This window comes from Dactylosporangium salmoneum, from assembly GCF_039532525.1.
Taxonomy (GTDB): Bacteria; Actinomycetota; Actinomycetes; order Mycobacteriales; family Micromonosporaceae; genus Dactylosporangium; species Dactylosporangium salmoneum.
The window spans coordinates 40,483-63,658 of record NZ_BAAARV010000056.1; the positions used below are offsets into that span (position 1 = coordinate 40,483).

The 23,176-nt window shown below is 72.3% G+C and carries 21 protein-coding genes, 1 pseudogene and 1 riboswitch; of the genes and pseudogenes, 7 read left to right on the top strand and 15 right to left on the bottom strand.

Going from position 1 to position 23,176, the window contains the following annotated elements:
- The first annotated feature begins 53 nt into the window (after positions 1-53).
- Positions 54-794, top strand: a complete 741-nt coding sequence (locus ABD352_RS29770) for a GNAT family N-acetyltransferase (RefSeq protein WP_344615826.1) — start codon at positions 54-56, stop codon at positions 792-794.
- A 117-nt stretch (positions 795-911) separates the two neighbouring features.
- On the opposite strand, the gene ABD352_RS29775 is transcribed toward ABD352_RS29770, so the two are convergent.
- Genes ABD352_RS29775 through ABD352_RS29785 form a run of 3 tightly spaced genes read right to left on the bottom strand, consistent with a single transcriptional unit; the run spans position 912 to position 2,185 of the window.
- A complete protein-coding gene (locus ABD352_RS29775) occupies positions 912-1,364 on the bottom strand; it encodes a hypothetical protein (protein WP_344615827.1) in 453 nt (150 codons plus the stop codon).
- A 26-nt stretch (positions 1,365-1,390) separates the two neighbouring features.
- The gene (locus ABD352_RS29780; protein ID WP_344615828.1) at positions 1,391-1,570 is read right to left on the bottom strand and encodes a hypothetical protein; all 180 of its coding nucleotides are present in this window, start codon (positions 1,568-1,570) and stop codon (positions 1,391-1,393) included.
- Between the two features lie 51 nt (positions 1,571-1,621).
- Complete coding sequence (locus tag ABD352_RS29785) at positions 1,622-2,185, bottom strand: hypothetical protein (RefSeq protein ID WP_344615829.1); 564 nt, start codon at positions 2,183-2,185, stop codon at positions 1,622-1,624.
- Positions 2,186-2,432: 247 nt separating this feature from the next.
- On the opposite strand from ABD352_RS29785, the gene ABD352_RS29790 reads away from it, so the two are divergent.
- From ABD352_RS29790 to ABD352_RS29800, 3 genes are all read left to right on the top strand, one after another.
- On the top strand, positions 2,433-3,026 hold the full coding sequence (locus ABD352_RS29790) for a hypothetical protein (protein WP_344615830.1): 594 nt from the start codon (positions 2,433-2,435) through the stop codon (positions 3,024-3,026).
- Positions 3,027-3,150: 124 nt separating this feature from the next.
- A complete protein-coding gene (locus ABD352_RS29795) occupies positions 3,151-3,768 on the top strand; it encodes a DoxX family protein (RefSeq protein ID WP_344615831.1) in 618 nt (205 codons plus the stop codon).
- Positions 3,769-3,824: 56 nt separating this feature from the next.
- Complete coding sequence (locus ABD352_RS29800; protein WP_344615832.1) at positions 3,825-4,592, top strand: class I SAM-dependent methyltransferase; 768 nt, start codon at positions 3,825-3,827, stop codon at positions 4,590-4,592.
- Positions 4,593-4,616: 24 nt separating this feature from the next.
- On the opposite strand, the gene ABD352_RS29805 is transcribed toward ABD352_RS29800, so the two are convergent.
- The 3 genes from ABD352_RS29805 to ABD352_RS29815 form a co-directional block, all read right to left on the bottom strand.
- On the bottom strand, positions 4,617-5,420 hold the full coding sequence (locus ABD352_RS29805; protein ID WP_344615833.1) for a hypothetical protein: 804 nt from the start codon (positions 5,418-5,420) through the stop codon (positions 4,617-4,619).
- A gap of 273 nt (positions 5,421-5,693) precedes the next feature.
- Positions 5,694-5,837, bottom strand: a riboswitch (cyclic di-AMP (ydaO/yuaA leader).
- A 204-nt stretch (positions 5,838-6,041) separates the two neighbouring features.
- The gene (locus ABD352_RS29810; RefSeq protein ID WP_344615834.1) at positions 6,042-7,922 is read right to left on the bottom strand and encodes a glycosyl hydrolase family 18 protein; all 1,881 of its coding nucleotides are present in this window, start codon (positions 7,920-7,922) and stop codon (positions 6,042-6,044) included.
- Between the two features lie 77 nt (positions 7,923-7,999).
- The gene (locus ABD352_RS29815) at positions 8,000-9,442 is read right to left on the bottom strand and encodes a chitinase (protein ID WP_344615835.1); all 1,443 of its coding nucleotides are present in this window, start codon (positions 9,440-9,442) and stop codon (positions 8,000-8,002) included.
- A gap of 276 nt (positions 9,443-9,718) precedes the next feature.
- On the opposite strand from ABD352_RS29815, the gene ABD352_RS29820 reads away from it, so the two are divergent.
- Positions 9,719-10,378, top strand: a complete 660-nt coding sequence (locus tag ABD352_RS29820) for an HAD family hydrolase (RefSeq protein WP_344615836.1) — start codon at positions 9,719-9,721, stop codon at positions 10,376-10,378.
- Here ABD352_RS29820 and ABD352_RS29825 read toward each other — a convergent pair.
- The gene (locus tag ABD352_RS29825) at positions 10,367-11,035 is read right to left on the bottom strand and encodes an SGNH/GDSL hydrolase family protein (RefSeq protein ID WP_344615837.1); all 669 of its coding nucleotides are present in this window, start codon (positions 11,033-11,035) and stop codon (positions 10,367-10,369) included. The genes ABD352_RS29820 and ABD352_RS29825 overlap by 12 nt on opposite strands.
- A 75-nt stretch (positions 11,036-11,110) precedes the next feature.
- On the opposite strand from ABD352_RS29825, the gene ABD352_RS29830 reads away from it, so the two are divergent.
- Entirely contained in the window at positions 11,111-12,031 is a 921-nt protein-coding gene (locus ABD352_RS29830) for a dioxygenase family protein (RefSeq protein WP_344615838.1), read from the top strand.
- A gap of 6 nt (positions 12,032-12,037) precedes the next feature.
- On the opposite strand, the gene fxsT is transcribed toward ABD352_RS29830, so the two are convergent.
- From fxsT to ABD352_RS29865, 7 genes and pseudogenes are all read right to left on the bottom strand, one after another.
- The gene (gene fxsT, locus ABD352_RS29835; RefSeq protein WP_344615839.1) at positions 12,038-15,880 is read right to left on the bottom strand and encodes an FxSxx-COOH system tetratricopeptide repeat protein; all 3,843 of its coding nucleotides are present in this window, start codon (positions 15,878-15,880) and stop codon (positions 12,038-12,040) included.
- A gap of 62 nt (positions 15,881-15,942) precedes the next feature.
- Positions 15,943-17,130: a TIR-like protein FxsC gene (locus ABD352_RS29840; RefSeq protein WP_344615840.1), complete on the bottom strand. Its 1,188-nt coding sequence runs from the start codon at positions 17,128-17,130 to the stop codon at positions 15,943-15,945.
- 14 nt (positions 17,131-17,144) lie between these two features.
- Entirely contained in the window at positions 17,145-17,828 is a 684-nt protein-coding gene (locus tag ABD352_RS29845; RefSeq protein ID WP_344615841.1) for a TIR-like protein FxsC, read from the bottom strand.
- A gap of 86 nt (positions 17,829-17,914) precedes the next feature.
- The gene (locus tag ABD352_RS29850) at positions 17,915-20,218 is read right to left on the bottom strand and encodes an FxsB family cyclophane-forming radical SAM/SPASM peptide maturase (protein WP_344615842.1); all 2,304 of its coding nucleotides are present in this window, start codon (positions 20,216-20,218) and stop codon (positions 17,915-17,917) included.
- Positions 20,219-20,243: 25 nt separating this feature from the next.
- Positions 20,244-20,402, bottom strand: coding sequence for a hypothetical protein (locus ABD352_RS29855; protein ID WP_344615843.1), 159 nt, complete (start codon positions 20,400-20,402; stop codon positions 20,244-20,246).
- Positions 20,403-20,543: 141 nt separating this feature from the next.
- Positions 20,544-21,425: an alpha/beta fold hydrolase gene (locus ABD352_RS29860; protein WP_344615844.1), complete on the bottom strand. Its 882-nt coding sequence runs from the start codon at positions 21,423-21,425 to the stop codon at positions 20,544-20,546.
- Between the two features lie 172 nt (positions 21,426-21,597).
- Positions 21,598-21,882: pseudogene (locus tag ABD352_RS29865) on the bottom strand (zinc-binding dehydrogenase); the annotation flags it as partial.
- A 229-nt stretch (positions 21,883-22,111) separates the two neighbouring features.
- Here ABD352_RS29865 and ABD352_RS29870 point away from each other — a divergent pair.
- A complete protein-coding gene (locus ABD352_RS29870) occupies positions 22,112-22,459 on the top strand; it encodes a winged helix-turn-helix transcriptional regulator (protein WP_344615871.1) in 348 nt (115 codons plus the stop codon).
- On the opposite strand, the gene ABD352_RS29875 is transcribed toward ABD352_RS29870, so the two are convergent.
- A complete protein-coding gene (locus ABD352_RS29875) occupies positions 22,432-23,118 on the bottom strand; it encodes a hypothetical protein (protein ID WP_344615845.1) in 687 nt (228 codons plus the stop codon). The genes ABD352_RS29870 and ABD352_RS29875 overlap by 28 nt on opposite strands.
- Positions 23,119-23,176 lie beyond the last annotated feature (58 nt).

The window sequence follows — 23,176 nt, forward strand, 5'->3', positions numbered from 1 at the left end:
TCTTCCAGACGGCCGGGATGGCGGGTACGTCAGCCGCTTGCCATGATGCGAGAGTGACCAGCGACTCGCTGCTCGAACGCGCCCGGCGGCTCTGGGCGGACCTGGCCGGGACGCCGGTCGCCTTCACGGAGTCAGCCATCGAAGTGGTGACCTCCCCGCAGTCGCTGCTGTGTCCGCCCGGCTGGGTAGGCATCGTCGCTCTGGGCCGCGCCGCGATCGCCACTGCGCCTGACAACGCCACCGCCGAGATCGTGAGGCACGCCCTCAGCGACCTCCCCGCGACCACCGTGGTCGACCCGGCCGCAGTGCGGGGCAGGTTGCCGGTCGCGGAGACGCTGGGACCAGCGACCTTGGCCTACTGCGACGCGGCCGGCTTCCGCCCGGCTCAGTCCGGTGCCGTCGAGGCAATCCCCGCGGACCACCCCGACATGGCAGCTCTGCTCGCGCGGGTGCCGGCCGAGGACGCCGGCGAATCCGGCTTGGCCGATATCACATCCCCGGCGTTCGTGGTGCGCACCGGACCGGACGTCATCGCGGCCGCAGGTTACCACGCCTGGCCCAGGCGAACCGCCCACCTCAGCGTGCTGACCGCCCCGGCGGCACGTGGACGGGAGCTCGGCCGCATCGTCGCTGCCGCGGCCGTCACCCACGCACTGAACGCCGGCCTGCTCCCTCAGTGGCGAGCCCGCCCGGAAGCGTCCCGCCGAGTGGCCCAAGCGCTCGGCTTCCACGAACTGGGCTCCCAGCTGAGCATCAACCTCACGCCCGCCGACAGCACCACGCAGCGATCCTGACCGGCCCCCAACCCGGTGGCGCGACATCGCGCTCGTCGACGAGCATCACTTGCCTCGGATGTGGTTCAGGATCGGCCGAGTGCAGACAGCGCGGGACGCCGGAGTTGCGAGCCCCGGTCACGACCGGTTGACGTCGTCGTCGCTCTGCGGCGCCCTTCCGGCGAGGTGCAGCCAGAGGGCCGCGTAGGCGCGCAGCAGCCAGGCGACGAGGAGCCAGAACCCGAGCCCGCCGAGCGCGTGGACGGCCCAGGCCCCGGCGAGCGTCGGCCCGCCCCACGAGTCGTAGTACGCGCCATTCATGCCGAACAGCGGCCGCGCGGGGTACGCCAGGTTGAGCACGACGCCGAGCCAGCAGTACCCCACCACGACCAGCGCCACGGCGTCGACCGGCGCCGCGAGCAGCCCCCGCCCCCGCGACTCCTCGACCTCGTGCCGCAGCAGCGCGGCCGCGACCCGCCGCTGCACCGCGCCGCAGTCGGCCACGGACCAGATCGCGAGCGGGATCGAGAGGAGCAGGAAGAGCGTGAGGCGGTACGGCTCGCCGGTGAACGGCAGCCTCCACCATCCCATCGGCTGATGGTATCGACAGTCGCCGACTACCGTGCCCAAGGCCGGAAGTGCCGTCCGATTTCCTGCGCTTTCCGGTCGTCGTACGGGGCGGACACCATGCCCGGCCCATCTGCGTCCGCCCTCGCCCGGGCGGTGGCGACGAACACGCCGATGGCCAACACGCCGACGAGCTCCGCGATGACGCCGCCGGTGACCGTCTCGGCCACGCCGATGCGCGGGCGGTCGGCGCGCTGGAAGGGGGCCGGCCAAGCGGGCGCTTACTGCGGCGGGTGGAGCTCATCGAAGATGTTCCGGTAGTAGCCACGCCGTTCGATCAGCAGTCGGGTGACCTGTTCATCGGTGGTCCCCGCAAGGCCGTTCAGGAGATCCAGCAGGCCGTCACGTTGGGGATGGGTGGAGCTACGCACGTGCTCGGCGGTGACGGCAACGCCGGCTGCGTAGAGCAGGCGATGGGGTAGGCCGCACCAGGTGTCGAAGCTCCGGCACACCGCCTTCCACAGCAGCCAGATGTCGGAGACGTCGCGGTGCTCGGCGACGAGGAGGGCAGCGATCTCGATGCTGTGGTTGAAACTCCAGCAATGTCCGTGGCGCAGGATTTCCTGGGCGAGGAGGAACCGCGCAAAGTCCGCGTCGGCCCGATCGGTGGTTCGAGCCAGCATTTCGAGGACTTGCTGGCGTTCCCGCCCGAGCCGGTCGATCGGCGCCCCTTCGCCGTTGTGGCCCTCGTCGAACTCCAACAGCTGCCAGCGTTCCGGGTCCTCGTACCACCAGTGCAGTGGCAGAACTTCGCGGCCTGCCCTGGCGTCTTCGGACTCGGTCACGGCGGCAGTCTAGGCGTCCCCAATCGGGTTCGAGGAGGTCACTGCATGGCTCCTCTTCCCAGGCGGTGATCCGGGCGTCGAGGTCGGTCAGGCCGTACCGAGCTCCCGCCGCGTCGGCACGGGCGCCGCCGCGTAGATCTCCCGGCTGTGGCGGATACGACAACATCACACGGTCCGCGGAGCCGTAGGTGTGCGGCTCCGGCCCCTCTGTGGCGGCCGCCCATACGGATCGACGAGAATGCCGGCCATGACGGGGACGCCGATCACGCAGCTCGATCTCAGCGGATTCCAGCCGGTGGATGAACTCGCCTGGCAGGATGACAACGGGATCGTGCTGAGCCTGCACTACTTCGACATCCCGCCGGATCTGCCGGCCCCGCTGGACCCCGTGCCGCAGCTGCAGGCGGCGCTGGCCCGATACACCGCGGCGGCGGGCGCCGGCCTCGTCGACTGCGCCGTCGAGCTGGTCGACGGTGTGCCGGCCGTACGCCAGCTCGTGAAGGTGGCGCACCCGCAAGGCCATGGGCAGGTGTTCATCGCCGCCTGCACGGTGCCCCGGGCCACCTGCAGCACGGTGCTGAAACTGCAAGCGCCCGAGCGCGGCATGACGGGATTCCGGGAGGCCGTGATCATGGACCGGCTCGGCCCGAGCGACTTCTTCATGCCGTCGCCGTATGCGCCGGACCTCACCGACGGGCTGCCGTCGCATCGGGCCGACGATCCGCAGTACGACGCCGAGTTCCCCGAGCACCCGCTGACCCTCGCCCGGCAGATCATGCGTCGCCTGTTGCCCACGGTCCGCCTGGATCCGCGCTTCAAGGCCGAGCAGGCCTTCGCCTGATCCGCTGCAGCCCCGATCGCGTATGTCGCCAGGCGGCAATCGACTGGTAGCCGACCGTCGAGATCCGCACGAAACGACCGATAGTCGACAGCCCCGGCGGCGGTACCGGTACCACAATACGATCATGACGAGGCTCATGCGCCGGGGCAGCTGGCCGCACGCGGCGCTGCTGGTCGCCGTTACCGTGCTGGTCTGGCTGGTCGCCGGCGTGGCGGGCGCGCTGGGCGGTTGGATGTGGTGGGCGGTGGCGGCGTTGCCGACCGTGGCCCTCCTCGTCGCGCCGATCCTGCTGTTCTGGCTCAGCGGCGAACGGACCTGGCCGACCTGGGTGGCGTTCGCCTTCGTGTTCGTGCTGCTACTGACCGCGTACGCCGGCCCGGGCGACTGGTACCTGCGCGCCGCGGGCACCCGTACCACCGCGACGGTCCGCGAGGTGTCCTGCCTGCAGACGGTCCGCAACGGCCGGTGCCTGTACCGCTACACGCTGCACGACGCGTCCGGCGCCCCGCTGCCAGGCGAGTTCCGCGACACGATCGAGTACGAGTACGGCAGTCCGGTCGACGTGGTCGTCGATCCGCGCGGCCTGCTCGGGCCACGCCTCGCCGCCGACCTCGACAGCCGGGTGTTCGACGTCATCGCGCTGGTCGGTTTCGCCGGCTTCGCCGCGACGGTCGCCGCCGCAACCGCGGTCGGCCGCCGCGATCCTGACCAACCTGCGCCAGCTCCTCAAGTAAGGCCGTGACCCGATCACAGGAAAGACCGAGCATTGACGGCGCCGATCGTGTGAGGATGCTCGGCATGTCTAGTCGCGCACTGAGCTTCGGAGTGGTGGCGGAAGCATACGAACGGTTCCGGCCGGGGTACCCCGCGGAGCTTTTGGACATGGTGATGCGGTACGCGGATCAGCCGATTCTGACTGCCCTCGAGATTGGCGCCGGGACGGGCAAAGCGACCCGTTTGTTCGCGCAACGGGGGATCGCGGTCACCGCGACCGAGCCCGACGCGGCCATGCTCGCCGAGCTGTGCAAGCACGTGCCGGGGAACGTCAGGACCGTGCAGGCCGCGTTCGAGGACCTGCGGCCGGGCGAACGGCATGGGCTGGTGTACGCGGCAGCGGCGCTGCACTGGACGAGCCCGGAAGGTCGGTGGCCGCGCGTGGCCGCGCTGCTGGAGCCGGGTGGCGTGTTCGCCTCGTTCGGTGGATCGGTCCAGCTGGCCGACCCGGTTGTGCAGGAAGCTGTCCGCGCGGCCCGGGCGCCGTTCTTGCACAGCGACGAGATTCCGTCTCCGGACGGGACGCCTCCGGGACGTGAGATGCAGTGGCCAGGTACGGAGCTGCGACAATCTGCGTGGTTCGCCGATGTTCAGCAGTCCGTGATCGAGCGGCGCTTCACGATGAGTGCTGGCGACTACGTTGGCCATCTCTCGACCATCTCGGCGTATCTCGAATTGCCGGCCTCGGAGCAAGAGGAGGTATATAGCCGGATCAGGCAGGTCCTGCCCGAGACGGTCGAGGTTGCCGCCGACATCACCGCCCATTTCGCGCGTCGGCACCGCGAGCGGTAGTGCCTCGATCGTCACGTCACCGGCTCACGACGTGACGGCGGCGACGACCTGCTCGGCGAGCGACTGCCACTTGGCGTAGGCGTCCGGGTACGCCGACACCTGGACCGTCTGTGCCGCCACGGTCACCGCCATCTGCTCCCAGCCGTTGACCTCGGCGAGTGCGGCGTAGAAGCGCTGTGCGGCCTCCGCCGGGTTCATCAGCTCGGCGACGGTGCCCCAGCTCGGCCGTTGCTGGAACAGCCCGACCGAGTCGTGGTCGCTGCCCACGCCCTCGTTGGGCAGGTTGAGCGACGCGGGAACGTTGGAGTTGGCGAGGTTGTGCAGGTGGCTTTCCTGCAGCGCGGTGGCGATCGCCACGACGTAGGCGCGGCTCGGGAGGCCCTGCTTCTGCCCGGCGCGGATGATCGCGACGGCGTTGTTCATCTCGGCCTGGGTCAGCCCGCCGACCGCGGCGATGACCGCCGGCGCCGGCGCGCGGCTCGGCGGCGCGGTACTGCCCGCCGGTGACGGCTTCGGGGCGGCGCTCGCCGGTGCCGGTACCGATGCCGATGGTTGCTGGCTGGGCACGTCGCCGGTGCGTTGTTCGCTGCGGGAAGCGCGGCGCTCGGCGTCCGCCGCCCGGTCGTACTCGCGCTGCGTCGACGGTTCGGACTGCGCCACGGTCTGTGAGCGGCCGTTGTGCGAGGAGACCAGCAGCAGCGCGCCGATGACGGCGAACGCGATGACGGCGCAGGCCGAGGCCAGGCTGACGTGCCGGCGGACCGCCGAGTGGCGGCCGCGTCGCGCGCGCCGCAGGTGCCGCGGTCCGCCGGTCTTATCGGCCGGCACGGATCCTCCTCATAGCCGGGAAATGGTTGGGTTGCGTGGGGTACTGCACGGAAACCTCGACAGACGTCATCGCCGGCCCGCGCGTCGCGGGGCCGGTACGGAACAAGGGGGCGCACCACCGACCGTCCACTGGGGACGGTGCTGGTCGCGGATCCGTGGCGGGGGCCGGCGTGCGGCCCGGACGGTCAGCCGATGTGGCCGCGTCGCCGGCGTGCCGGGCGGCCGGCGGGGCGCTGTGCCGGGGTATGGTGCGGTTCGAGGGTCTGCATGCGCTGCTCCTTCCGGTGCCGCCTACCGGGTTAGCTGACGGATTCGGGCGGGAGGATCGCCCTACCTTGCGGCACGTGGCCGCGCGGATTCACCCCAGTGGAGCTTGGGTCCCCGGCTCGTTCGAGCACGACTCGGCGGGCCGCCGCGCTGTCACCTGGAACGGTGACAATCAGCGGCGGGCCCCATGACCATAGCCGCTCCGGACACGCAGGTGAACCCCTCGATCGGAACTGCCGAGGTGCTGCTAGCACCCCGGCGACCTGCGACTTTGCGGCGAAAGTGACGCACGTCGACGCGGACGGCGCGGGGCCCGGAGACGTGTGTCCCCGGGCCCCTGGTGCCTGGCTGCGGTCAGCAGGCCCCGTTGTCGGTCCAGACGTTCTGGCTGTTGTTGCCGGGGATGTCACCCTGGGTCCACCACTTGGCGGTCCACTTGTGGCCGTTGTAGGAGGCGGTGGCCCCGCCGCTGTAGGCGGTGCCCGCGCTCCAGGCCGCCGGGCAGTTGCCCGTCGGCGTGGTAGTGGTACCGCCACCGCAGGCACCCTGGTCGGCCCAGACGGCGGCGCTGCCCGGGGTCTCGCCCTGGGTCCACCACTGCGCCTTCCAGGTGTGGCCGTTGTACGACACGACCGCGCCGCCGGTGTACGCCGTGCCCGCGTTCCACGCCGCGGCCGAGCACGTGCCCGTGGAGGGCGACGTGGACGGCGACGACGAAGGCGACTTCGACGGGGACGCCGACGTGGACGGCCCCGTGCTGCCGGTCGGCGTCGGCGACGAGGTCGGGCAGGCCGCGGCGGAGCCGCTCACGTCGGTGACGATCTCGTTGACGAGCACGGCGCTCGGGTCGTTCGACAGCGCGTACACCATCGCGCCGCCCAGGCCCTTGCAGTGCGCGTAGTCGATCTTCGCCTTGATGGACTGCTTCGTCTCGCCGCTGAAGAACTCGGTGCCGTTGTAGAAGTACGACGACAGCGTCACCGGGTCCCAGTAGGTGTACGACGGGTTGTCGACGAACCCGGTGAGCTCCTTGTAGGCGGCGACGCCGGCCTGCTGAGTGAGCGGGCGCGCCGAGGACGGGCCGCTGGCCGTCGAGTACAGGCCGTGGCTGCTGCCGGCGGTCACCCCGGTCCAGCCGCGGTAGTACAGCGGCACGCCGACGGTCAGCTTGGCGGCGGGGAAGCCGCCGGGGATGCCGTACGCGCTGCTGCCGGTCGTCCACGCCTTGACGGCGTTGTCCACGGTGTACTTCTCGGTGCCCGGCGGCACCGGGTTCATCGGGTCGCTCGGCGACTCGTAGATCGGGCTCTGGTGGTTCGTCGGCCCGGTGGCGTCCCAAGCGCCGTGCATGTCGTACGTCATGACGTTGGCGTAGTCGAGGTACTGGCCGATCTTGTCCGTCTCGACGTACTTGATCTTGTCCTGGCCGGCCGGCATCGCCGCGGTCAGGTACATCTTCTTGCCGCCGTTGGCCGCGCCGTACGCGTCGAGCTGGCTGCGCAGCTCGGCCAGCAGCAGGGTGAAGTTCTGCTTGTCGTTGGCACTGGCGTGGTTGCCGGTGTGCCCGCCGCCGCCCGGGTACTCCCAGTCGACGTCGATGCCGTCGAAGATCCCGGCCGCCGTGCCGGCACCGCCGTAGCCGCCCTGCACGGGCAGGTTGCCCTTGATGAACATGTCGACGCAGGAGCTGACGAGCTTCTTGCGCGAGGCGTCGGTGGCGGCGACGTCGGAGAAGTACTTCGAGTAGGTCCAGCCGCCGATCGACACCAGGATCTTCAGCTTCGGGTACTTCGCCTTGAGCTTCTTGAGCTGGTTGAAGTTGCCCACGATCGGCTGGTTCCAGGTGTCGGCCACGCCGTCGACGCTGATGTCCGAGCCGAAGCTCTTCTGGTAGTCGGCGAAGGCGTCACCAGCGCCGTCGCCGGCGTTGGGGTTGCTCTCGTTGGTGGAGTCCGACGCCTTGGTCGCCTCGAAGCAGGTGAGGTTCGTCGGGTCGATGTTCTCGAAGGCGTACACCAGGTAGTCGAGCTTGCCCGCCGTACCGTTGGTGTCGAGGTTCTTGGGGTAGAAGGCGTTGCCGTAGATGCCCCATTGCTCGAAGTAGGCGAAGGTGGCACCACCACTGCTGGCGGCGGCTGGGGTGGCGGCCGAGGTCGTGGCGAGGGCGATGCCCGCCGCGAGCGGGACCGTCGCGGCGGCGAGCGCCGCGACCAACACCCGTTTACGGATGCTCACTGTCGATGCTCTCCTTACATGTACCGGTGGGGTGTACACCGGCCGGTGGACGGACTACCGCCCACCGGCCGGGGGTCTCAGCAGGTGCCGTTGTCCGTCCAGACGTTCTGGCTGTTGTTGCCGGGCACGTCGCCCTGGGTCCACCACTTGGCGGTCCACTTGTGGCCGTTGTAGGAGACGGTCGCCCCGCCGCTGTACGCGGTGCCCGCGCTCCAGGCGGCCGGGCAGTTGCCCGTCGGCGGCGTGGTGGTGCCGGCACCGCAGGTGCCCTGGTCGGTCCAGACGTCAGCGCTGCCCGGGGTCTCGCCCTGGGTCCACCACTTCGCCTTCCAGGTGTGGCCGTTGTACGACACGACCGCGCCGCCGGCGTACGCCGTGCCCGCGTTCCACGCCGCGGCCGAGCAGGTGCCCGGCGGCGTCGAGGGCGACGAGGAGGTGGACGGGGACGAGGACGGCGACGACGGCGGCGTCGACTGCCCCGAACCGGAGGTGAACGGCGCGAAGGCGTGGCTGAACTGCCACGTGGACTGGCTCACGCCCGAGCAGCTGTCACTGCCGGCGGTACCCGGGCAGCCCCCGTTGTCGCGCTGCAGCGCCCAGAACGACAGCTGGCCGAGGCCCTTGGCGGCCGCCCACGCCTCGACGGTGGGCGCGTCGGCGGTGGTGAAGGTCTCCGCGGCGCCGTAGTCGTCGATGCCGATCATCTCGGTGACGCCGATCATGCCCCACAGCTCCGCCTCGGTCTTGGCCGGGTAGAGCTGCTTGAGCTGGTCGTGCAGGCCGGTGGCGGCGGTCTGCGTGTCGGTGGCCATCTGGTGGGACGCGCCGTCGTAGTAGTCGAAGGTCATGATGTTGACCAGGTCGATCCGGGCGTTGTTGGTCGCCGCGTTGCGCAGGACGGCGAGGCCGCTGCTGGCCAGGCCCTGCGTCGTGGTGGGCAGCGTGTAGGAGAACTGGACGGTGCGTCCGTTGGCGGCGGCCCAGTCCTCGACCTGCTTGATCGCCTTGTTACGCCGGTCGATGCCGGCGCTGTTGGTCAGCGAGTTGTCCTCGATGTCCAGGTCGATGCGGGTCACGTTGTACGTCGTGACGACGTTCTCGAAGACCGCGGCGATGCTCGCCACGGTCGTGCAGCTGTCGGCGATCTCGGTGCCGGTGTTGTCGGCGGTGTAGCCGCCGAAGGAGGGGATGACGTCGCCTCCGGCGGCCCGGATCTTGTCGAAGTCGGCGCCGAAGGTGGCCGAGGAGATCGGGCTTCCGGTGTCGCCGTTCCAGTACGCCGTGCAGGAGCCCTTCGTTGCGGCCTGCAGGAACGCCATGGTGAGGTACTTGGCGCCGGACTGTTGCGACAGCGTCGCCGGGCTGTCGCCGGTCCACGCCTCGAAGTACGGGGCGAAGACGTGGGCGGGTAGCGGGGTGCCGCCGGTGGCGGCGTTGGCCGAGCCGATCGCGGCCACGGTGGCGGCGGCCACCGTGGCCGCGACCGTGGCGGCCAGGACGAGTGAGCGCTTCCTGATCATTGCACCTGCCTTGACGTGGGGGTCAGCGTGCGCGAGGCACGCACGAGCAGCCGTGCTGGTGGGGTGAGGAGCGTTATATCAATTAGGAAACTTTCCTAATTGATAGAGCAACGTAGATTCTGCGCGAACGGCCTGTCAAGGTCTCTTAACCCTCCGTTGAGCAACCCCGCCCGACCTGAACCGGCTCAACCTCCGCTTGATTGGGGCGCAGCGGCTGCTGGAGGTGACGGTCTCACCGGATCAGGGTCGGCCGTTGCGAGCGATAGCATGCCGATCATGGTTCGGACGGTGGTCTTCGACCTGTTCAACACCCTCGTGCACGGGGCCGATGAGGCGCGGGACCGGGTGGTGGAGGAGATGGCGGTCATGGTCGGGGTGACACCGGGGGCGTTCGTGGCCGCGTACCACGACAGCTGGCCCGAGCGGCTCCTGCGCTGGGACGTGGAGGAGACCGTGCGGATCCTCGCCGGGCGGCTGGGCGCGACACCGAGCGACGAGCAGGTGGCGCTGGCCGCGGAGCATCGGCGGGCGCTCGCGCGGCGCGTGGCCGAGGCGGTCTCGTCCGGGACGCTCGAGGTGCTCGACACGCTGCGCGCCGAGGGGTACCGCCTCGGCCTCGTCAGCAACGCCACCTCGGACAGCGCGCAGGCGTGGCGGGAGGGGCCCCTCGCCGCGCGCTTCGACGCCGCCGTCTTCTCGTGCGAGGCGGGGCTGGCCAAGCCCGACCCGGCGATCTACCTGGCCGCGGCCGAGCGGCTGGGCGCCGAACCGGCCGACTGCGTGTTCGTCGGCGACGGCGCCGACGGCGAGTTGGCCGGGGCCGCCGCGGTGGGTATGACCGTGTTCCGGACGCGGGAGTACCGCGACACCGACCCGGACTGGCCGGGGCCGGTGCTGGACGAGCTCGCCGAGCTCCGGGACCGCCTACCGGCCTGAGCGCGTAGCGTCCGGGCGGAGGGCTGCCGCCCAGGCCGCGGCCATCTTCGCGTAGCCGGCGGCGCTCGGGTGCACGCCGTCGTCCAGGTCGGCCACGGTCAGGGCGGCGCGCATGTCGACGAGGTGGACCCGCGGGCCCTTCGCCGCCACCAGGTCCGGCAGGGCGGCGTTGAAGGCGTCGGCCCGGGCCTGCCACACCGGGTCGGCCAGCGGGACGAGCGAGGCCACGTAGATGTCGGCGCCCGGCGCGGTGGCGGCGATGTGGTCGATCAGCCGGCCCAGCCGCTGCGGTGCCTCGGTCAGCCGCGCATCCTGTACCACGTCGTTGGTGCCGAGGTGGATCAGCACGATCCGCGGGTCGGTGGCGTTGACCCACTTCGTGACGTCGGCGTCGATCTCGTCGATGCGCAGGCCGGGGTGGCCCTCGTGGTCGCGGTCGGGCAGGTCCCGCGGGCCGCCGCGGCGGGAGCCGACGAAGTCGACGCGCATGCCGTCGGCGGTGAGGCGGCGGTACAGCTCGGTGCGGTACGCCCCCGGCACGCTGAACCCGTCGGTGATCGAGTCGCCGAGCGGCAGGATCCGGATGGTGCGCGGATCGGGGTCGGCGCCGCAGCCGGCCAGCAGCGCGGCGGCCAGCAGGGCAGTGAGGGCACGCACGCCCCCGATTGTGCCGTAGGCGCGTTCCCAGGCCGGGCACAGCGGGCGCACAGAGAGGCCACGCAGTCTGGGCCCATGACGACCTACGAGGGCCGGCCGCTGGCCCGGCCGGACGAGCACATCGAGGACCAGGGCCTGGCGTTCGACCTCGGCACGCTGTTCGGGCGGCGGCACCTGCTGCGCGCCGTCGGGCTGGGCGGGGCCGCGCTCGCCGGGCTGGCCGCCTGCGGCACGAGCACCGGCGATGGCACGGCACAGAGCGGCGCGGCACCAAGCAGCGCGGCACCAAGCAGCGCCGCACAGGGCAGTACCACGGCGGAGACCGTCGAGATCCCGGACGAGACCGCCGGGCCCTATCCCGGCGACGGATCCAACGGCCCGAACGTGCTCACCCAGAGCGGCATCGTGCGCGCCGACATCCGCTCCAGCTTCGGCGGCGCCACGCAGACGGCGGAGGGCGTCGCGCTCACCATCGAACTGACCATCGTGGACCTGGCCGGCGGCGGCACCCCGTTCGCCGGCACGGCCGTCTACGTGTGGCACTGCGACCGGGCCGGCCGCTACTCCCTCTACTCGCAGCCGATCACCGACCAGAACTACCTGCGCGGCGTGCAGATCGCCGACGCGGCCGGCACGGTCCGGTTCACCAGCATCTTCCCCGCCTGCTACTCGGGGCGCTGGCCGCACATCCATTTCGAGGTGTACCGCGACCAGACGGCCATCACGGCGGCCACCAACGCCATCGCGACGTCCCAGGTCGCCCTGCCGAAGGCCGCGTGCGACACGGTCTACGCGACCTCGGGCTACGAGGCCTCCGTGACGAACCTGGCCCAGGTCTCCCTGGCCCGGGACAACGTCTTCGGCGACGACTCGGCCGCCCACCAGCTGGGCACGGTCACCGGCTCGGCGGACGCCGGCTACACCGTCGCGCTGACCGTCCCGGTCGACACCCGCACCGCGCCGACCGGGGGCGGGGCGCCCCCGGGCAGCCGTTAGGACCGCCTAGAACGGGCCCGGGTCCAGCACGCGGTGCAGCAGCCGGCCCTCCTGCAACGCCCGGACGGCCGGGTGCTCCGGGCCCAGCGCGACGGTCAGGTCGGCGAGCACCTCGGGGTCGGCGGTGCCCCGCTCGCTGCGCATGAGCCGGGCGTTGGCCAGCGCCCGCAGCGCGTCGGGGTGCTTGTCCCCGAGCACCCCGAGGAGCGTCGCGGCCACCTCGTCGGCCAGCGGCCGGGCCTCGTCGGCGCGCTCCGCCTCGAAGAGGTACACGGCCTGGTTGGCCTGCGCGGCGAGCAGGACCGGGTGGTCCGGGCGCAGCGCCAGGGCGAGCCCCTCGACGGCCCGCTCGGCCATCGCCAGGGCCGCCGGGACGTTGCCGAGGGCCCGCTCGATGGCGGAGAGGTTGTTCTCGCACACGAGGGTGTGGGGATGCGCCGCGGTCAGGTTGCGGCGGTAAGCGTCGAGGACCCGGATCGTCTCGTTCTTCGCCTCGGTCAGCCGGCCCACGGAGAGCAGGTTCGTGGCGCGGCTCAGCTGGCAGGCGAGCGTGTCGGGGTAGTCGGCGCCGTACTGCAGCAGCGCCGTGTAGCAGTCGTCGAGCTTCGTCTGGGCCAGCTCGGCCTTGCCCTGACTGCGCAGCGACACGGCGAGGTGGGCGTGCGTCGAGAGGGTCGGGGCGGCGTCCGGGCCGGGGTCCTCGCTGTAGCCGTTGAAGGCGTCGGTGAGCATGGCGATCGAGCGCTCGTAGTCGCCCAGCTCGCGCAGGTCGCGGCCGAGCTGGGCCTGCGACCACAGGGTGTAGTAGGCGCGCCGGCCCAGGATCGCCTCCCGCCGCTGCAGCGCGAACTCGTCCTGCGCGCGGGCCTCGGCGTAGTAGCCGGCCAGGCGCAGCGACGTGGCGAGGTTGTTCAGCGCGGCCAGGGTGCGGCGGTAGGTGTCGCCGTACTCCATCGACAGCGTCGCGTGGGTGGCCCGGTCGCGCTTGAGGGCCTCGTCGTAGCGGCCGAGCGCGCGCAGGTCGCCGCCGAGGCCGCCGGCCGTCATGAGGGTGTCGAGGTGCGTCTCCCCGAGCAGCTCGCTCTGCTCGGCGTGGGTGGCGGTGTCCAGGTCGAACGCCTCCTGGAAGCGGCCCAGTTGGCGCAGCGCGTTGGCGTGGTTGAACTGGGCCCGCAGCAGCGACACGCGCAGGGTGTCGCGCAGCACCGGGTCCTTGACCGTCGCCAGGCGCTGCCGCCACGCGTTCTCGATCCGGGTGGCGAGGCGGTCGCACTGGTCGGCCGGGCCGCGCACCCACACGTAGCGGATGCGGTCGACCAGCAGCTCGAGCACGGCCGGCTGGTCGGAGGCGACGGCCATGAGGAACAGCGACCGGGTCCCGGCGGCGACCTCGGCCTGCTCGTACCCGATCTCCAGGTGCGGCCACAGCGCGCGGTAGCCGTCCCAGGCGTCGCGGTCGTCGACGTCCTTCTCGGGCTTGGCCGCGGTGAGCACCGCGAGCACCGCCCGCTGGGCCGCCTCCCGGTGCTCGGCCCCCATGCGCTGGCGCATCGCGGCCTGGAGCATGCGGTGGACCTGGATGCGCCCGGTGGCGTGGTCGAGCTTGAGCAGGGCCAGGCGGCTGAGCTTCTGCACGGTCCGGGTCGCGCTGGGGCGGCGCCGGGAGGGGTCGCTCGCGCGGAGCAGGTCGACCATCGCGTTGTGGTGGATGAGGTCGAGCGAGATGTCCGGGGCGAGGACCGACAGGACCTCCATCAGCCGGTAGGCGACCGGATCGTTCTGCTGCAGCTCGTCCAGCGACAGGTCGTACACGGCCTGGACGGGGATCTCGGTCTCGCCGGCGGCGAGCTGTTCGAGGTACTCCGCCACCGGCGTCCCGCGCTCGGCCAGCGCCGCGCCGCCGGTGGCGATCGCGATCGGGAGGTCGCCGAGGGCGTTGGCGAGGTCGTTGGCGTCCGGGGCCGAGATGTCGGGCACCCGCTGGCGCAGGTGCTGGACGCTCTCGATCCGGGCGAACGTGTCGACCTCGATGGCCGTGGCCGCGTCGGTCAGGTTCTTGTCGCGGGTGGTCACCAGGACGTGGCCGTGGCCGCCCGGCAGGAATCGCTCGATGTCGCCGTACTGCCCGACGTTGTCGAACACGAGCAGCCAGCGGCCATAGGGCACGCCGCGGCGCAGGGCCTCGCGGACGGCCCGGGTGCCCAGGGTCACGTTGGCGGGGCGGGGCAGCTCCAGCAGGTCGCCGAGGTCGGTGACGGCGGTGTCGATGAGGATCCGCGGCTCGGCGCCGATCCACCAGATGAGGTCGTAGGCGGCGCCGAAGCGGTGCACGTACTCCAGCGCCACCTGGGTCTTGCCGATGCCGGGGGAGCCGTGCAGCGCCACCAGCGCCGGCGGGCCGGAGCTGGGGCCGGTCAGCGCCGAGCGCACCGCGCGCAGGGTCTCGTCGCGGCCGGTGAAGAGGTGGTTGCGGATCGGCGCCTGCTGGATGGCCGGGGCCTCGCCGGGGTAGCGGGCGCCCGGCGCCGTGTCGATGTCGGCCGGCCCGCCGATCATGGCGATGACCCGCCGGGCCGCCTCGGCCGGCCCCATGCCCTTGAGGTAGACGGCGGAGCGGAACTCGGGCTGCGGCGTCGAGTCGTCGACGAAGACCGCGAGCGACCCCATCGGCCGGGGCAGGCCGGCCGCGAGGTAGGAGGCCGAGACGATGGCCAGCGGTCGGCCGGTCTGCGCCGTCCTGTCGATCCGCGTGCCGTCCACGACGGTGACGCTGATCGCGCCGAAGAGCCGCTCGACCCACTCGTACCAGAGATGGTCCTTCGGGGCGTAGTAGACCACCACCTCGGTGGTGAGCGGGACGCGCTTGCGCAGGAACCGGTCGCGCCACATGCTGCGCACCCCCGGGTCGATGCGCGGCATCTCGGTCACCTCGCCCTCGGTGACCGCGGCGGCGATCTTCTCGTACGCCGTCAGCAGCGAGTTCTTGGCGCCCTGCTCGTCGCCGAAGGTGGCCAGCGTCTCCTCGTAGGCGTAGTAGGCGAGGTAGGGCACCTCGACGTCCAGCCAGTACCGGCTCCGCTCGGCCGGGTTGAGCCCGGCCGGCAGTCCCTCCATCTTGGACATCGCGTGCTGGCGCCCGGCGTCGGCCTTGTCCTTCTCGGCCGGGTCGACCCGCATCGGCACCGGCAGCACCCGGATGCCGCGCTGCTTGTACTTCTGCCCGACGCTGCGGGCGACGTCGGCGGCGCCGTCGATGCCCTGCTCGCTGAGGGTGAAGCAGTCGACAAGGACGTCCGGCAGGTGGATGGTGCAGATGTCGGCGACGTCACTCAGGCCCGTGCGGCTGTCGATGAACGTGTAGTCGTAGCGGCGCTTCATGTCGGCCCGCAGCGCGTCGAGGAACTCCTGGCCGCCGAGCCGGTTGTAGAACGTGTCCCAGTCCAGGCCGGTCACGCCCGCCTTGTAGTCGTGGTTCTGCATGCCGGCGGTGAGGAAGCTGATGCTTCCGCCGGCGGCGAACGGGTAGGTGATCGGGAACGCGAAGCGCTGCGTGCTGGCGTAGTGCGCCTCCCAGCCGGGCTCGCGGGGCGTGCCGGGCGGGTTGATGGCCGCGTTCTCGAACTCGCGGATCATGTTGATGACCCCGCGCTGCTGCTGTACCTCGGCGGCGCCGATGAACGGGCTGAAGAACCGGTGCAGGCCCGGCGACTCCAGGTCCCAGTCGGCGACCAGCACGTGCTTGCCCTGCTCGGCGAGGATCCAGGCGACGTTGGCCAGCGCCATGGTCCGGCCGGTCCCACCCTTGAACGAGTAGAACGTGATCACCTGGCCGTTGCGGTCTTCGGTCATCGGCGCGCTCTCATCTGCTCGGTCCTGACGAACGGGCGGTGCTCAGGAGCATCGGGCGGGGCTCAGAAGGTCGGTTCCGGCGGCCGGTCCTCGGCCATCAGGCGCAGCCGGGGCGACGGGGTCCGGCCGGAGGGAATGCCGGGGGCGTCCTTGAAGTAGCGTCGGCGGGCCTCGCTGATCAAGTCCCGCACGCCCGACCGGAACTCCTGCAGGCCGTGCAGCCGCTTCGGCCGGGGCCGATCCATTGCCTGAAGCATAGCCTCGACGCGCTCGGCCAGGGCGACGGCCCGCGCGTCGTTCCTGCCGAGTTCGTCGGTGATGATGACCGGGATCGCCCAGCCGGGCAGCCGCCGCAGCGCGCCGCCCAGCGCCCGCTCACCCTGGCCGGCGGCGAGGATCCACGGATCGATCAGCACGATCGCCGGGCGGGTGTCGAGCAGGTCGTTCACCCCGTCGAGGTCGGTCACGTAGGTGGCCAGGCGCAGCTGCTCCGCGATGCTGGCGGCGTAGTCCGCGGCGGGCAGCGGGCCTTCGGCGCCGAAGGGCTGCCAGTGCGCGGCGTCCCGCCCGTACCCGGCCTCCTCCCGCCCGGGCGGCGGCGCGTCGCGGGTCGGCGCGGCCACCACGACCACGAACTGGGCGACGTCGGGCGGGATCGGCTCCGGCGTGGGCGGCGGGGCCGGCGACGGGGGCAGCCGGTGGCCGTGCGCGACGCGGTTGATCGCCGCCGCGATGCGGCCGAGGACGTCGTCGTACTCCTTCTCGTACATCGGGAAGACCGACAGCACGCGCATGCCGTCCTCGCGGTAGGCGGCCGAGTCGGGCGCGATGGCGAGGGCGTCCTCGGTGCGCGGCGGGCTGTCCGGCCGCGGCGGCAGCGGATCCCACAGCACGGGCAGGACGTGCGGCCGGGCCTCCTCGGGCGGCAGGACCGCGAGCCGGTCGCGGAACCAGCGCAGCTCGCTCAGGGTGCCGGGGCTGTTGAAGTACGTCGGCGAGTACAGCGGCACGAACACCTGCGCGACGCTCAGCGCCCGCCCGCGGGCCCGGTCCCAGTCGGCGCCCGGGTCGAGCTCGGCGTCGAGGAACCCGACCCGCTGCCCCTCGCGCAGGGCGGCCACCGCCCGCAGCCGGCGGGAGAGGTCGGTGAAGAACTTCAGCACCTCGGCGTCGGGCTGCATCTCGAAGCCGCGCAGCGGGGACGGGTGGGCGTAGCTGAGGAAGAAGTACATCCCCTCGTCGGTCGGCACGGTCCCTCCTGTCCCTACTTGATCGTGTTCGGCAGCGTCTCGGGGTCGGTCACGATGCCCGGCTCGACGTGGTTGGCGAAGTGCAGCTCGGCGATGCGCTGGGCCAGCCGGAAGATGACCAGCTCGATCTCGTCCTGGTTGGCGCCCAGCAGCAGCCCGTACAGCCCGTCCTCCAGGTAGCGCTGGGTCAGCCGCGGCCGGTGCAGCCGTTCGGGCACGAACAGCTGGATGGCCTGGATGGACTCCGGCACCCGGTAGGAGCGCGTCGAGGTCCACAGCACGGGCACGATCGAGGTCGTGTGGGCGTTGCCCGGGCGGGGTCGCACCGTGCGGGCGGCGAAGGCGTTCCACTCGCGCGCGCACCAGGGCCGCTGCAGGTAGGTCGGCGACAGCAGGGCCACGAACACCTGGCAGGTGCCGACCGCCTCCATGAGCACCGGGCTCCACCGCTCGCCGCCGGCCATGGTGACGTCCATGAAGCCGGGGTCGGTGCCGGTCTCGCGGTACACCAGGTTGTTCAGGTGCATCGAGAGCCGGCCGAACAGCATCCGGACGGTGCGGTTGGGGTCGGGAAGCGACTCGACCGGCCGGTTCAGCGGCCGCATCCGCGCGTAGCTGAGGAAGAACAGCGGGGCACTGGGGTCCTCGGCCGAACCCGACTCCGGATCTTCGTCCGGCTTCGGCTCGGGCTGCGGCACTGACGCTCCTGTTCGTCGCGGACGAGACGGTACCGTCCAGACCAACACGATCCGGACCTGGAATACATTGACCGTCCGGGTGATCTTCACGGCCCTTCCGCGGCCCAGCCGTCCGCCGCCGCCAGCATGCCGGCGACGAACCGCCGCCCCTCGACGGTCAGCGCCCCGGTCGCGGTCACCGCCTCGATGGCCTGCAAAACCCAGCGCCGGTACTCCTCGAAGCTCGCCCGGGCCGCCGCACCGGGCCGGCGGCGCCACAGGTCGGCCACGGCGAGGTGCGCGTAGATGCCCTGCAGGGCCGCCTCGACCGGCCGCGGGTCGGGCCGCCAGCCGACGGGCACCGTGCCGAGGTGCTCGGGATCGGCGAGGTCGCACAGGTCCAGCAGCGCGCCCAGCTTGACGTGCTGCAGCTCGTGGACGAGCAGGATCGCGGTCGCCGGGGCGTCGGTCGCGGCCACCCCGACGGCGGCGAAGGCGTCGCGGTGGGTGGCGCTGCGCCGGGCGCCGCCGGGGTCGGGGGCCAGCGGGGCGACGGTGCGCACGCCCCAGCGCAGGGCCGGGCGGTACTGCGGCGCCTCCCGCCCCAGCACCGCCCACGCGTCGCGCAGCCGGGCGTCCCAGGCCAGCGCGGCGGAGGGGACGAGCCGCCCGGCGGTGGGCCACTCGTGGCAGTCGCGCTGCTCGTCGAGGTCGTCGAGCAGCACCGGCCACTCCTCGGGGCCGGCCCGCAGGACCGGCCGCCAGCCCGGGCCGGCGCCGTCGCGCACCTCGACCGGGTCCGCGCCGGGCGCCCGGACGGTGCAGCGGCCCGCCTCGACGGTCAGGGTGGCCAGTTCCGCCGTGGTGGCGAGGACCGCGATGCCGAGGCCGGGCAGGTGGACCCGGCCGTCGCGGACGGGCAGCGCCAGCTCGGCCGCGGCGCCGGCCCGCACCGCGGCCGCGGCGGCGAGCTGCGAGAGGTAACCGAGGTCGTTGTCGTGCCCGGAATCGCCGTCGAGGTGGCGCAGCGCCCACACCCGCAGCCAGGGGTGGCGCCACACCGGCACGGCCGCCTCGGGCGCGGTCGCGTCGATCCGCCGCAGCAGCGCCCAGGCGCGGGCGGCCGGCTCGGGCAGGTCGGCCTCGGCCAGGACACTGGCCAGCAGCGCGCGGTCGGCCGCGGCGCGCGCGCCGAGCAGGGTGCGCACCGCCTCGGCCGAGCCGGCGCCGGTGGCGAGGTCGTCGAGGAGCGCGTCGAGCGCCGGTTCGGGGGCCACGATCGGTTCGGGCCGGCCGGTGCCCGGTTCGCGGCGCATCGACAGGATCAGCTCCTTCAGGTCGGCGCAGTAGACGGACGGATTGTCGAACCCGCCGCCGGTGCGGTAGCGGTGCGCCCGCAGCCCGCCGCCGCACTGGGCGAGCACCTCGCAGTCGCGGCAGGTCGCGCTCAGCGCGGCCGCGCCCTGCCGCTGGGCGGCCACATCCGGGTGGGCGGCCACCTCGTCGAGGGAGTGGGTGCGCACGTGGAAGCCGGTGGCCGCGGCGCCGTGGAAGGCGGTCTTGAGCGAGTCGGCCTGCTCCCAGGCGCCGTCGGTCTCGATGGTGGCCAGGCCGATCGCGTCGAGCCCGACCGCCTCGGTCTGGCTGGGGCCGCCAACGGCCGCCGAGCGCAGCGAGTCGAAGAGCCGGATCGGCACCGGCCGGCCGTCGGCGACCCAGCGCCGGTAGACGGTCAGCAGCCACGCCGCGTACGGCGCGGCCGCGCCGCCGGGCCGGGGCGGCGGGTCGTCCCAGGTCGCGTGGGGCAGCAGCAGGTCGATGCGCGGCGGCCGCTGCGCCAGCAGCGCCTCGTAGACCGCGATCGGGTCGTTGGCCAGGTCGATGGTGCACAGCAGCCCGCCGTAGGCCGGCCGGAACTCCGGCCGGCGCAGCAGCTCCAGCGCGCGCAGCACCTCGGCGTGGCTGCTGGCGCCGTTGCGGAACCGGCGGTGCCGGTCGTTGGCGGCGGCGTCGCCGTCCAGCGAGATGCCGACCCGGACGCCGTGCTCGACGAAGAGCCGGCACAGCTCCTCGTCGAGCAGGATCCCGTTGGACTGCAGGACGAGGTCGATCTCGGCGGCCGGCCGCACGGTGGCGCGCAGGTCGGTCAGCAGCGCGCGCAGCCGCTCGGCGCCGAGCAGCAGCGGCTCGCCGCCGTGCAGGATGACGCGGACCCGGTGCAGGCCGTGGTCGCGGGCGTGCTCGGCGATGCGCTGGGCGGCGAGGCGGGCGATGCCGGGGCTGATCGCCCGCGGCCGGTCCTTCCAGGTCTGGTCCCGGTGGACGTAGACGTAGCAGTGGTCGCAGCGCAGGTCGCACCGGCTGTGCACCTTGAGCACGAACTCGGTGATGGCGGCGGCCGGCGCGGACACGCGGCGGGGCGGGATCTGGGTGTGGCTAGGCGCCGGCAGAGTTGAACTTGCTCACGTCCAGCCGCCGGCGGCGCTTGGCCAGCAGCGACTCGGCGATCGGGCGGGTCTGGGCAGGGGTCAGCTGATCGATCGGGGTGTTGCCGATCTCGGCGAGGGCGGCGAAAGTGTGGGCGGCGTTCGTCATGCGGTCCTCTCCCCCCGGAGGCGGCGCGCACCGAACTCGATGTTTGCGGGTTGGATGGCGGCGCCTTTCGTCGTAGTAGCATAAGCACTACGTGCCGTCATGTCACCTTACCTCGCATTGACGCTGGTCAGGGCGTGCCGATCACGGCACCGGCACCGGGTCGGTCAGCCAGCTCAGGATGTCGGGCAGCACCTCGACCGCGGTGAAATGGCCGACGCCCTTCTCGATGTGCGCCTCGGCGGTGGGGATTCTCGTGGCCAGCCAGCGCGAGTGGGACGTGGGGGAGAAGCCGTCCTGGTCGCCGTGCCAGATCTTCACCGGCACCTTGATCGAGGCCGGGTCGAAGCCCCAGTCCTTGTGGAAGGCCAGGCCGTCGTCGATCCAGCCGTGCGGGCTGGTCCGCACCGCCTCGGCGTAGCTCTCCCGCAGCAGGTTGCCCAGCACGATGTCGCGCACGACCGTGTGGTCCGTGCCGGTGAGCTCCGGCTCCAGCTGGTCGAGGATGCTCTGCGGGTTGGTCCGGGCCCGCTCGGCCCGGGCGGTGAGCAGGGCGATGAGCATCTGCTCGCTGGCCGAGTGCGCCCGGCGGTTCTGCACGTTCATGCCGCCGTGCCAGTCGAGGTCGGGCGCGTCCGGCGGCGCGAGCGTGACCAGTACCGCGATCCGGGTGACCAGATCCCGGAGCAGGTCCGACGCCCCGCAGGCCAGCGCGTGCGGGCCCCCGCCGGAGCGGCCGACCACGGCCAGCCGCTCCAGCCGCAGGTGCCGGGCGATCGCGTGCACGTCGACGGCGGCGTCGGCCACCGAGCGGCCCTCGTGCCGGTCCGAGTCGCCGTAGCCGGGCCGGTCGTAGGTGATCAGCTGCACGCCCATTCGGTACAGCACGATCGGCCGGGGCTTCGGCCCGCAGCGGCTGCCCGGAGTGCCGTGCATCAATATGATCGGGAAGCCGTCGCTGTCCCCGGCGATCTCGACGGCGAGTTTCCGGCCGTTCAGGTGGACGTATTCGGGGCGCGATGCCACCAGTGCCAACGTAACCCCCCTGAGCCCGGATGCGCTCACTGCCCGCCCCTGGCGGACAGGGTTTCACATTAGTGCCAGGCCGCCTGGAGTTCACCTTCGACGTGCAAAACGTTGTAAATCAAGTAAGGGTTCATCGGGAATACCCCGGTAGTGATGAAATGTCGGGAAGCGGTCAGGGAATGAGCACCAGCTTCCCCCGCAGGCCGCCGCGGTCCTGCCGGCGGTGCGCCTCGGCCGCCTCGGCGAGGGGGAGGCGGGCCGCGATGCGGGTCACCAGGCGTCCCGCGGCCAGCTCGGCCAGCAGCGCCGCCAGCCCGGCCGCGGACGGCTCGACGGCCACCCGGCCCACGGCGATCCCCCGCTCGGCGGCCGGGGTGCTCGGCTCGGTCACGGCGACGTAGGCGCCGCCGTCGCGGACCGCGGGCAGCACGCCGTAGGAGGCGGCGTCCAGGGCGGCGTCGAAGGCCCCCGCCGGCCTGGGCGCCGCGGGGGAGGACCTCCTTGGCGCCCAGGCCGGCGACGAAGGGCTCGTCGCCCGGCGAGGCGATCGGACGTCGCCAAGCCTGCCGGGGTCGGGTACTGTCGGAAAGTAGGTACCTTTTAGTGCCTATAGCACCCGAGGGGCTCCCGTGACGAAGACCGCCGACCAGCGCCGGGGCGAGGAGCGCATCCTCTACGACGCCTTCATGGCCGCCTGCCCGACCCGGCAGGTGTTCGCGACCATCGGCGACAAGTGGGCCGGGCTGGTGGTCAACGCGCTCGCCGACGGTCCCAGGCGCCACGGCGAGCTGCGCACCCGCATCGCCGGGGCGAGCCAGAAGATGCTCACCCAGACGCTGCGCACGCTGGAGCGGGACGGGCTCGTGACCCGCACCGTCACCCCGTCGGTGCCGGTGCGGGTCGACTACGAGCTCACCCCGCTGGGCCACACCCTCGTGCCGATCCTGGCCGCGCTCAAGGGCTGGGCGGAGTCCAACATCGGCGACATCCTGCAGTCCCGCGAGGACTACGACGCCAAGGTGGTCGCCGCGTAGTCGGGCGCCGGCACCGAGGCCCGGCCGAGCACCCGGCGCCCAGCGAAGGCGACGGCGGCCAGCATCGGCAGGGTGCCCACGGCCGGCAGGATCGGGGTGTCGTACGGCATGAAGAGCAGCCCCACGTACCCCAGCACCACGGCCGGCACCGTCCACCAGCCGACCACCCCGGCCCGGGCCAGCCCGACGAAGGTGAGCACCAGCGCGAGCGAGACCAGCGGCCCCGGGGTGAACGCCAGCTGCTGCGCCGGGTGGGCGAGCACCTTGTCGGAGATCGCCACGGCCTGGTCGACCGGCAGGTTACGGCCCAGCTCCATGTGGAACCAGTCGGACAGCAGCGCGCCGGACATCTCGATCAGCCCGAGCGCGCCCAGCAGCGCGCCGACCGCGGTCAGCACCGCGCCCCGCCGGCCGCGGACCAGCAGCGGCACCGCCAACAGGCCGGCACCCATGAGCAGGTTGCCGTAGTGCAGCAGCAGGGCGGAAAGCTGGGTGGTGAACGGGTCCTCGGCGAGCGAGCGAAGGTAGGTGGCCTTGCTGTCGTCCGCCTGCGGCGGCGAGGTGGCGAGGCCGGCGAAGAAGGACACGGCGCCCGCGACGAGGGCGACGCCGGCGGCGATATACATGACCCGCTTGGCGGGGGAGTTGGTGTTCGTCATGCCAGGAACGCTATGGCCGGACAGGGTCGCGGCACTGCCCGCGCGCGTCTCGACTCCC